Consider the following 10,252-nt stretch of genomic DNA (forward strand, 5'->3'; position numbering starts at 1 on the left):
GTTGCCTTTAATTCCAGAGTTACCCTTGATAATGTTCATATAGAGGGAATCACAAAGATCACGGCAAAGGATATCCGTTACGCAAAAGAAATGGGCTGCGAGATCAAGCTTCTGGGTGTTGCACGCTGTCAGGAGGACGGCGTTGAGGCCTATGTCTGCCCGATGCTGATCCCGGCAGAGCATCCCCTTGCATCCGTCAATGATTCTTATAATGCAGTTTTTGTACACGGAGATGCAGTAGGAGATACCATGTTCTACGGACGTGGAGCAGGTGAGCTTCCTACAGCAAGTGCGGTTGCCGGTGATGTATTTGAGGTAGTCCGTAATATGAAGGCAGATTGCTGCGGAAGAGTAGGCTGCACCTGCTATAAGACACTTCCGGTAAAAAATATGGCAGATACCCATAACCGTTATTTCCTCCGCCTGCAGGTAGAGGACCGCTGCGGTGTGCTGGCTGAAATCCTGGAGCATTTTGCAAAATATCAGGCAAGCGTGGCACAGATCATGCAGAAAGAAAGCAAGAGACCGGATACCGCAGAGGTTGTTGTGATCACCAAACTTGTAAGCGAGGGCGCTTTCTTTAAGGTTAAGGAAGAACTGGAAAACAGCGCATCTGTAAGAAAGATTTCTTCTATGATCCGTGTATACCAGAAATAATATCTTTCGCGTAAATTTACAGATCAGCCGTATCAGTTGTCGGGAAATTGAAAACAGACAAATTTTTGTCAAAGAAAACGTTGCAAAATTTCTGGATTTTGGTACTATATAAAATGGAAAACAAAAGAATCCTGAATGGTACAGAGGGTTTCAGAATCAGTGAAGAGCTGTGCCGGACAGATTTTCGATCAAAGATAAGAAGGGGAAAATTATGAGCAAAAAACCAACAGTTTTAATGATCCTTGATGGATACGGACTCAATGACAGACATGACGGAAATGCTGTATATGAGGCAAAAACACCGGTTATGGACGGACTCATGAAAGATTATCCGTTTGTAAAAGGCAATGCCAGCGGTCTTGCGGTAGGTCTTCCGGACGGACAGATGGGTAACTCCGAGGTTGGTCATATGAACATGGGCGCAGGCCGTATCGTATACCAGGAGCTTACAAGGATCACAAAAGAGATCCAGGACGGCGATTTTTTCAAGAATGAGGCACTTCTTACTGCTATGAAGAATGCAAAAGATAACGATTCCGCGATCCATTTTATGGGACTTCTTTCTGACGGTGGAGTACACAGCCACAATACACATCTCTACGGACTTCTTGAGATGGCAAAGAGAGAGGGACTCAAGAAAGTTTACGTACACTGCTTCCTGGATGGACGTGACACACCGCCTGCATCCGGTAAAGAGTTTGTAGAGCAGCTGGAAACTAAAATGAAAGAGATCGGCGTTGGTGAAATCGGTGTGATCTCCGGACGTTATTATGCAATGGATCGTGATAACCGCTGGGATCGTGTTGAGCTTGCATATAAAGCTCTTACACAGGGCGAAGGCGTAAAGGGAACAGATGCTGCAGCAGCAGTTCAGGCTTCCTATGATGATGACAAGACAGATGAATTTGTGCTTCCGACTGTTATTGAGAAAGACGGCAAACCGGTTGCAACTATTTCCGATAAGGATTCCGTTGTATTCTTCAACTTCCGTCCGGACCGTGCAAGAGAGATCACAAGAGCTTTCTGTGATGACGATTTTAAGGGCTTTGAGAGAGCAAAGAGACTGGATACCACATTCGTATGCTTCACAGAGTATGATGATACCATCCAGAATAAGCTGGTAGCATTCCACAAGGTTCTTCTTCACAATACCTTTGGTGAGTACCTTGCAGCTCACGATATGACACAGGCACGTATCGCCGAGACAGAGAAATATGCACATGTTACATTCTTCTTCAACGGTGGTGTTGAGGAACCAAACAAAGGAGAGGACAGGATCCTTGTAAAATCCCCGAAGGTTCCGACCTACGATATGCAGCCGGAGATGAGTGCACCGGAGGTTTGTGAAAAGCTTGTAGAGGCGATCAAGTCTGACAAATATGATGTGATCATCATCAACTTTGCGAACCCGGATATGGTTGGCCATACAGGTGTTGAGGCAGCTGCGATCAAGGCTGTTGAGACTGTTGATGCGTGTGTTGGTAAGGCTGTAGAGGCGATCAAAGAGGTTGACGGACAGCTCTTTATCTGCGCTGACCATGGTAACGCAGAGCAGCTTGTAAATTATGAAACAGGTGAGCCGTGGACAGCTCATACAACGAACCCGGTACCGTTTATCCTTGTAAACGCAGATCCGAAATACACACTTCGTGAGAACGGATGTCTTGCAGATATCGTTCCGACTCTGATCCAGCTTATGGGTATGGAGCAGCCGAAGGAAATGACAGGAGAGTCTCTTCTTGTTGAGAAATAAATAAGCTTCACGGAATCCCGGCAGATTTTTACGGATCTGCCGGGATTTTTTCATCCGATTGTTTCTGTTTCCACACATGAAAAAAATTTTCAAAATCATCTTGTAAAATCATTCCATTTCAACTATAATCCCTCTGATACATAAAAACAGGTAACTTTTGAGCAACTGTAAAGTTACAGAAAGAATAATAAAAAGAATAACAAAAAGCAGCACAAAGTTTAGGAACGATCAAATTAAATGGGGGGAAAAAAGATTTCATGAAAACAGACATGACACAGGGAAAACCGGTAAAAGTGCTCCTGGGATTTACGATCCCGGTATTTATTGGTAATGTATTTCAGCAGTTCTACAATATGGTAGATGCGGTGGTTGTAGGAAAATTTGTAGGAACAAAGGCACTGGCGGCAGTTGGCTCAACAGGAACTATCATCTTTTTGATCATAGGCTTTCTTCTGGGACTTACTGCCGGTTTTACCGTACTGACTGCACAGAAGTACGGTGCGGGAAAAATGGATGAGATGCGTCAGACCGTGGGAAATGCACTGATCCTGACAGCGCTGGTCTCGGCAGTGATGACAGCAGTCAGCATGACAGGTATGCATGCACTTCTGAAATTTATGCATACGCCGGATGATATTTTCAAGGATGCATATGCTTACGTTATGATCATCTGCGGAGGGATTTTTGCCCAGGCATTATATAATATCCTGGCCAGTATCCTCCGTGCACTGGGAAACAGTAAGGTACCACTGTATTTTCTGATCTTATCTGCAATGCTGAATATTGTGCTTGACCTTGTATTTATCATCGTGTTTAAGCTGGGAGCGCCTGGAGCAGCCTGGGCTACCATTATTTCCCAGGGAGTTTCAGGAGTCTTATGTCTGGTATATATCTGGAAGTTTGTGCCGGAGCTCCGTATGAAAAAAGAAGACTGGTATTTCAGACGTAACCTCGCAGCCAAGCAGATCGGTGTGGGAATCCCAATGGGACTGCAGTATTCCATTACGGCGATTGGAACCATGATGGTACAGTCAGCCTTAAATATGCTTGGCTCTTATGCGGTGGCGGCGTTTACAGCAGGAAGTAAGATCGAGCAGATCTTCACCCAGGCATATGTGGCACAGGGAACTGCCAGCGCTACCTACAATGCACAGAATATCGGAGCCGGAAAGCTTGAGAGAGTGCGGGAAGGCTTCCGGGCTTCGCATTTTATAGGAATTGTATATTCTGTTGTTGTTGGTAGTTTTCTGTTCTTTGCGGGAAAATATTTCGCATATCTGTTTATCTCAGATAACATTGAAGAAGTGCTTCCTATGGTAGCAATCTATGTAAAATGTGTGGCACTGTTTTTTATTCCTCTGTATTTTGTCAATGTACTGCGAAACGGGATCCAGGGAATGGGATATGGTCTTCTTCCTATGATGGCCGGTGTGGCTGAGCTTGCAGGAAGAGGGATCACCGCTACCATTGCAGCCGGAAAAAGCAGCTATATCGGTACCTGTCTTGCAAGTCCGGTGGCCTGGATCTTTGCGTCAGTGCTCCTTTGGGTAATGTATTTCTATGTTATGAAAGATATGGCGCGGAAGCTGTACGGTACAAATAAGTTATAAAAAAAACGTGAAATGAGATGCAATTTCCGGAAAGTATGATATAATGAAAAAGCTGGTGAGTAAGACCAGAAAGTATCAATGGAAAGATGCCTTTTTTGAAGGCACATGAACATAGAGGTGAATAAATATGAGCAACGATGAAAAGAGGGATATCGAGGACAGGATCAATGATGCCATGGCAAAGATCGTCAGTGATACTGCAGGAGAGCCTCAGCCTGAAAATAAAAATAACAGATCAGCTGCTCACAAGTCGGCACGACCTTCGAAATCAGCAAGGCCAAGGAAGATCACCTACGTACCTATCGATGAATCTGAATTTGAACCTATTGTTATACCCGAAAAGAAAAAGCATAAAGCACTGAAGGTAACTGGAATGATCGCCGCCATGGTTTTGGTAGTGGCAGGCTGTGCATATGCAGGAGTATCTTATTATTACACAAGTCATTTCTTTGAGGGCACAACGATTAACGGGATCGACAGCTCCAACAGGACTGCATATGAGGTTGAGCAGGAGATCGCAAAAAAAATGGAAGGCTATTCCATCCAGGTAAAGGCCAGAGATCAGGAACCGCAGACGATAGAAGGAACGGATATCAGTTATCGTTATATATCCAGTGGTGAAGTTCTGAAGCTTTTGAAAGCGCAGAAGCCCTATGAATGGGTGAGAGGATTTTTTGAAAAGACGACTTACACAGCCAGTGAGCAGACAGCTTTTGACAAGTCAAAGCTGGAGTCAGAAGTGAAAGCACTGAACTGTGCCCAGAAAGAGAATCAGGTAGCACCGGAGAATGCGTACGTAAGCTTTAATGATTCCGAGTTTACGATCGTGCCGGAGACAGTGGGAAGTGAACTGAAGGTAAAAGAAGCCTATCAGATGATCAGTGATGCTATCAGCAGCGATGACGGGGAAGTAGATCTTGGCAGTAACCCGGATGCTTATGTGAAAGCAGATGTGACCAGCGACAGTGCAGATCTGCAGGCAACGGTGGATGCATATAATAACTTTGCGAGGGCAAGCATCACCTACACATTTGGAGATGAGACAGTAACACTTGATGGAAGCACCATCAAGAACTGGCTGCAGTTTGACGAAAAGGGCCAGCTGATCCAGGATGATGCATCCTTCAAACAGCATATCGTGGATTATGTGGCACAGCTTGCAGCGGATCATGATACAGTAGGTACAGAGCGTCAGTTCCAGACAACAAGCGGAAGAACTGTTTCGGTTTCCGGTTCTGCATATGGCTGGAAGATCGATCAGGACGGAGAGGTGGCACAGCTTACCCAGGAGATCCAGTCCGGAGCTCAGACGACCAGAGAGCCGGTTTATTCCATGAGAGCCAATTCCTATGGTGTGAATGATCTGGGAAATACCTACATTGAAGTGGACCTTACAGAACAGTATATGTGGTATTATCAGGATGGAAATGTGATCTTTGAATCAGATATCGTATCCGGACTTGCAAGTGATCCCAAGAGAAAAACACCTCCTGGAATCTTCACCTTGTATTATAAGAAGAGCCCGGATGTGCTACGTGGCACCAAGAAACCAGACGGAACCTATTCCTATGAACAGCCGGTAACCTACTGGATGCCGTTTAACGGAGGCATTGGATTCCATGATGCAGACTGGCAGCCGTATTTTGGAGGCGATCGGTATCTAACCGGAGGTTCCCACGGCTGTATCAATATGCCGCCGGATAAAGCGGGAGAGCTTTACAACATTATCCAGTATAATGTTCCGATCGTCTGTTTCTATTGATCGGATCAGTAGTCAAAAAACAAACAGGAGCCAGCCGGTGATCCGGTGCGTGGCTCCTGTTCTTTAGCAGGAGGAAAATATTATGTTTGATCAGTCATTCAGCTTTATACTTACAATCGCAGCACTGGTAGTAGGATTTATGCTTTTTACCGGACACGGTTCCTTTTTTATGAAAGGCGGAAACACACAGGCCAGAGCCCAGAAGTACGATGAGAAAAAAATGGAAAAAGTTTCAGGAATCTGTCTGATACTTATCGGAGTGGCTACAGGAGTTGACGCATTCACCACAAGTGTAGCAGCAAAGATCGCCTATGTAGTAATTCTGTTTGTGATACTTGCGGTATTTCTGTTTGTACTCAGAACAAAATGTATCAAAAAATGATCAGAAGTATCAGAACTATCCTTTAGGTAAAAAAGCAGAACTCCCCGTGAAACGGTAACCTGTCTGATCAGGCTCCGGTATCCGCGGGGAGTTTTTCTGTCTGTATTTAGTTTAATTTCGTTCGGCTGGTCTGCCGGAATGTCAGAGTAAAGATGATTCCCTTTACGATGGAAGTAAGGGAAAGTGCCCACCAGATACCATTAAGTCCCATTCCCGCATGAGTCAGCAGCATGGCAAGCGGGATTCTGGCCCCTGTCAGGATAATACTGATGATACTGCAGAGCTTGGTCATACCAAGGCCGGACAGTGCACCGATGGTCATCAGCTCAATGGCCATGAAAGCCTCACAGAAGCCGATGATGATCAGGTAATTTACAGAAATCCCAAGGGATTCCGGATCATGGAAAAACAGTCCGGAGATTGGGCGTGGGAGCAGCACAAAGGCTGCAGTTATGATAAGGCCCCAGATTGTCAGGATACCAAAGGAGATACGGTAGCCCTGGCGGATGCGGTCGTATTTTTTTGCACCGAAATTCTGTGCGGTAAAAGCATTTAAGGCAGAGGCAAAGCCGTCCGCGGTGTTCCAGGAAACGGATTCGATCTGTCCGCCCACACGCTGGACAGCAATGGCAGCAGCACCGAAGGCGGAAACCATTCTGGTCAGTACCATGGAGATCATACAGTAGAGCATGCTCTGGATAGCGGTTGGAAAACCAATGCGGAAGATATTTTTATAAAATTTTCCCGGAAAACGTGAAAAAAGATGAAGTTCACGAAGTACATTTGTTTCTAGCCCGGAAGTAAAAATCCGGAAAACCAGCACTGCAAAAACCAGGAACTGTGCAGTTACTGTGGCAATGGCAGCACCTGCCGTTTCAAGCCGTGGAAAAGGTCCAATGCCAAGGATCAGGAGCGGATCCAGGAGCATATTTCCCACAAGTCCAAGAAAATTGGCCATCAGCGGAGACCTGGAATCTCCCTGGGCTGTAAAAAGTCCGGTGAGAGTCAGGTTCAGGAAGGAAAAAATGATCAGTCCGCAGGTGATCAGCATATAAGATCTGGCAGAAGAATATGCTTCCGGGTCTGTCAGATTAAAGAATCCGATCAGAGGATCAAGAAATATAATACTTGCTGCAGAAAATAAGAGACCGAACAGAATGGTCATCTGCAGGGCACTGGCCGCGTAGGAACGTGCCTCTTTATAATCCTTCCGGCCGCAGGACTGTGCGGTGTTTACCTGTCCGCCCATTCTCGGAAGGGCTACCAGTCCCTGGGAAAGCCACACATACATGCCGCCCACACCGACACCGGCAACTGCCTTGGAGCCCAGAAGCCCGATCCAGGCCATATCTGTGATATTATAGGCAGTTCCAAGAAGGGAAGATGCCATGATAGGAAGAGCAAGCTCTGAAAGCGTTTTCAGGATCGGACCGGAAGTAAGGTCTATGGATTTTGATCTTTTCATACTCATCTGCATATCTCCGTAAGGTCAAAAGGCCTGGTGATCCGGTAATCCGGTTTATCCACCTGACCGAAACCGTATTCAGCAAAGATAAAAGGAACTCCTGCTTTCCGGCAGGCATTAAAGTCTCCTATAGTATCACCGATATAAACCGGATCGGAAAGATTATTATCCTCGCGGATCTTCATGATATTTTCCGCTTTGGCCATGCCGGTGTCACCGGGACAGAGATGGCCCTTGAAATAGTGTCCGAAGCCTGTGGATTTCAGGAACACTTCAATATATCCGGCCTGGCAGTTACTGACGATAAAAAGAGGAAAACGGCTGGAAAGAATCTTCAGTGTTTCCTCAAGATCCGGATACAGCGGAGCACATTTGCGAAGCAGTGCCTCGTGCTCTGCCTGGCAGCAGCCGTCGATGATACGAAGCTGTTCTGCTTCCGGAAGCTCAGGGAAAAGAGCCTTTGCGATATCCGGCAGCAGCTGGCCGAAAAGCCCCATCAGTCGTTTGGCGCTTACATCGGTATCCATGTGCTCCGTATGGATAAGGTAATCACTCCAGGCCTCAGCTACGATCCCGGTGGAATCCCAGAGCGTACCGTCAACATCAAAAATAATACTGTCCATCAGAAAAACCTCCCCAAAAAACTATGATATGTAAAAAAAGCAACCCTTTGTACTGGACATAGTACAAAACAAGTTACTGTTCACTCCGTTCTCAGCAATACGCTTCGCGATGCACAGAATTTATGTTAATCGCATAAATTAGCGCGGTATGTCTCGGGTTTTCTGTGGCCTTCGCTCACAAAAAACACCTCGCGGAATATTACCAGTGAACAGTTATCAAAATAATTCTATATGAGAAAAGAAAAAAAAGCAACTGCGCTTTTGAAGATTTTATGTTATAGTAAGGGTTACGAGGGAAAAACTATGAATTATAAGAATACGATCAGAGGTATATTCAAAGACAGGCCGAACCGTTTTATCGCTCATGTGCAGATCGGGGATCAGCTGGAAACGGTCCATGTGAAGAATACAGGCAGATGCCGGGAACTTCTTGTTCCGGAAGCAGAAGTGATCCTGGAAAAGAGTGATAATCCTGCCAGGAAAACGAAATACGATCTGATCAGTGTGAACAAGGAGGGCCGCTGGATCAATATGGATTCCCAGGCCCCAAATAAAGCAGCAGAAGAGTGGGTGGCGGCCGGAAATTTTTTTCCGGAGAAAGTGACTGTCAGGAGAGAAAAGACATACGGAAATTCCCGTTTTGACCTGTATGTGGAATCCGGGAAGCGAAAGGCTTTTATCGAGGTAAAAGGCGTCACTCTGGAAGAAAATAATATCGTGCGCTTTCCGGACGCACCTACAGAACGGGGGATCAAGCATCTCTGTGAGCTGATGCATGCAGCAGCTGACGGCTATGAGGCGTATCTTCTTCTGGTGATCCAGATGAAGGGTGTAAGGTATTTTGAACCAAATCGGGAGACACATCCGGAATTTGGAGAAACACTTAAGGCGGCAGCAGATGCCGGTGTTCACATCCTGGCCTATGACTGTGCCGTCACGGAAGATTCCATGAAGATCTGTGATCCGATACCGGTAAGATTATAGAAAGGAAACGATATGCCTGAAAACATTGCAGAACCCCTTCTGAAATGGTACGATAAAAACAAAAGGATCCTGCCCTGGAGAGATAAAGACAATGCCTATTATACCTGGGTATCTGAGATCATGCTCCAGCAGACCCGAGTGGAAGCTGTGAAACCTTATTTTCAGCGCTTTATCCAGGAACTTCCGGATGTAGCAGCCCTTGCGGCGGCACCGGAAGAGAGGATCATCAAGCTGTGGGAAGGCCTTGGCTATTACAGCCGTGTCCGCAACATGCAGAAAGCGGCTGTTCAGGTCATGGAAGAATATGGAGGCAGGATCCCTGAGGATTTTGAGACACTTCTCTCGTTAAAAGGAATAGGAAGATATACGGCAGGTGCCATTGCGTCCATTGCCTACGGAAAGAAAGTCCCTGCAGTAGATGGAAATGTGCTGCGGGTATACGCAAGACTCACCGAAAACCGTGGAGATATCATGAAACAGTCTGTACGGAAATCGGTGGAAAATGATCTTACAGAGCAGATGTCTGAGGACAGACCAGGGGATTTCAACCAGGCTATGATGGAGCTGGGAGCTGTAGTCTGTGTTCCAAACGGAGTAGCAAAGTGCGAAGAATGCCCGCTGGGGCATTTTTGCCTTGCCAGAAAGCATGGAACTGTAGAAGAACTTCCCGTAAAAGCACCGAAGAAAGCCCGTACCATAGAACAGCGAACGGTCCTTGTGATCCAGGACGGAGCAGGTACAGCGATCCGTAAACGTCCGGATACAGGACTTCTGGCAGGCCTTTATGAGCTTCCAAATGTGGAAGGACATCTGACGGAGAAGGCGGCACTTGCCCGGGTAAAAGCCATGGGGCTGGAACCACTGCGGATCGAAGCACTGCCGGATGCGAAGCACATTTTTTCCCATATTGAATGGAGGATGTGTGCTTATCGTATCGCTGTATCCTCTCTGGAAGAAGCACCGCAGGGGGAGTTCCTGTTTGTGGATAAGAGAGAATCCGATAAAAAATATGCAAT

General features: G+C 46.3%; 9 protein-coding genes. 7 read left to right on the forward strand and 2 right to left on the reverse strand.

Annotated features, from left to right (window positions below):
• The 5 genes from AB5026_RS18095 to AB5026_RS18115 all read left to right on the forward strand — a co-directional run.
• Window positions 1–657, forward strand: a 657-nt coding sequence (locus AB5026_RS18095) for a homoserine dehydrogenase (RefSeq protein ID WP_368214088.1), incomplete at its 5' end; no start/stop codon positions are given.
• A gap of 211 nt (window positions 658–868) precedes the next feature.
• Window positions 869–2,410 (forward strand): 2,3-bisphosphoglycerate-independent phosphoglycerate mutase, encoded by a 1,542-nt coding sequence (gene gpmI, locus AB5026_RS18100; RefSeq protein WP_287082435.1) that lies wholly within the window; start codon window positions 869–871, stop codon window positions 2,408–2,410.
• Between the two features lie 257 nt (window positions 2,411–2,667).
• Window positions 2,668–4,020, forward strand: coding sequence for an MATE family efflux transporter (locus AB5026_RS18105; RefSeq protein ID WP_287082437.1), 1,353 nt, complete (start codon window positions 2,668–2,670; stop codon window positions 4,018–4,020).
• Window positions 4,021–4,147: 127 nt separating this feature from the next.
• Window positions 4,148–5,782: a L,D-transpeptidase family protein gene (locus AB5026_RS18110; protein WP_021652284.1), complete on the forward strand. Its 1,635-nt coding sequence runs from the start codon at window positions 4,148–4,150 to the stop codon at window positions 5,780–5,782.
• Between the two features lie 82 nt (window positions 5,783–5,864).
• Window positions 5,865–6,164: a DUF3784 domain-containing protein gene (locus AB5026_RS18115; RefSeq protein ID WP_015527011.1), complete on the forward strand. Its 300-nt coding sequence runs from the start codon at window positions 5,865–5,867 to the stop codon at window positions 6,162–6,164.
• 106 nt (window positions 6,165–6,270) lie between these two features.
• Here the strand turns inward: AB5026_RS18115 and AB5026_RS18120 are convergent, their stop codons facing one another.
• Together AB5026_RS18120 and AB5026_RS18125 are read right to left on the reverse strand one after the other, a co-directional pair.
• Window positions 6,271–7,629, reverse strand: coding sequence for an MATE family efflux transporter (locus AB5026_RS18120; RefSeq protein WP_192926460.1), 1,359 nt, complete (start codon window positions 7,627–7,629; stop codon window positions 6,271–6,273).
• A gap of 2 nt (window positions 7,630–7,631) precedes the next feature.
• Window positions 7,632–8,252, reverse strand: coding sequence for an HAD family hydrolase (locus tag AB5026_RS18125; RefSeq protein ID WP_021652286.1), 621 nt, complete (start codon window positions 8,250–8,252; stop codon window positions 7,632–7,634).
• A gap of 303 nt (window positions 8,253–8,555) precedes the next feature.
• Between AB5026_RS18125 and sfsA the strand changes: the two genes are divergently transcribed.
• Both sfsA and mutY read left to right on the forward strand, forming a co-directional pair.
• Window positions 8,556–9,236 (forward strand): DNA/RNA nuclease SfsA, encoded by a 681-nt coding sequence (gene sfsA, locus AB5026_RS18130; RefSeq protein WP_368214089.1) that lies wholly within the window; start codon window positions 8,556–8,558, stop codon window positions 9,234–9,236.
• A gap of 12 nt (window positions 9,237–9,248) precedes the next feature.
• A partial coding sequence (mutY, locus tag AB5026_RS18135) for an A/G-specific adenine glycosylase (RefSeq protein WP_368214090.1) occupies window positions 9,249–10,252 on the forward strand: 1,004 nt, incomplete at its 3' end.

Source organism: Blautia sp. RTP21359st1_E11_RTP21359_211015 (assembly GCF_040910705.1).
Taxonomy (GTDB): domain Bacteria; phylum Bacillota; class Clostridia; order Lachnospirales; family Lachnospiraceae; genus Blautia_A; species Blautia_A fusiformis.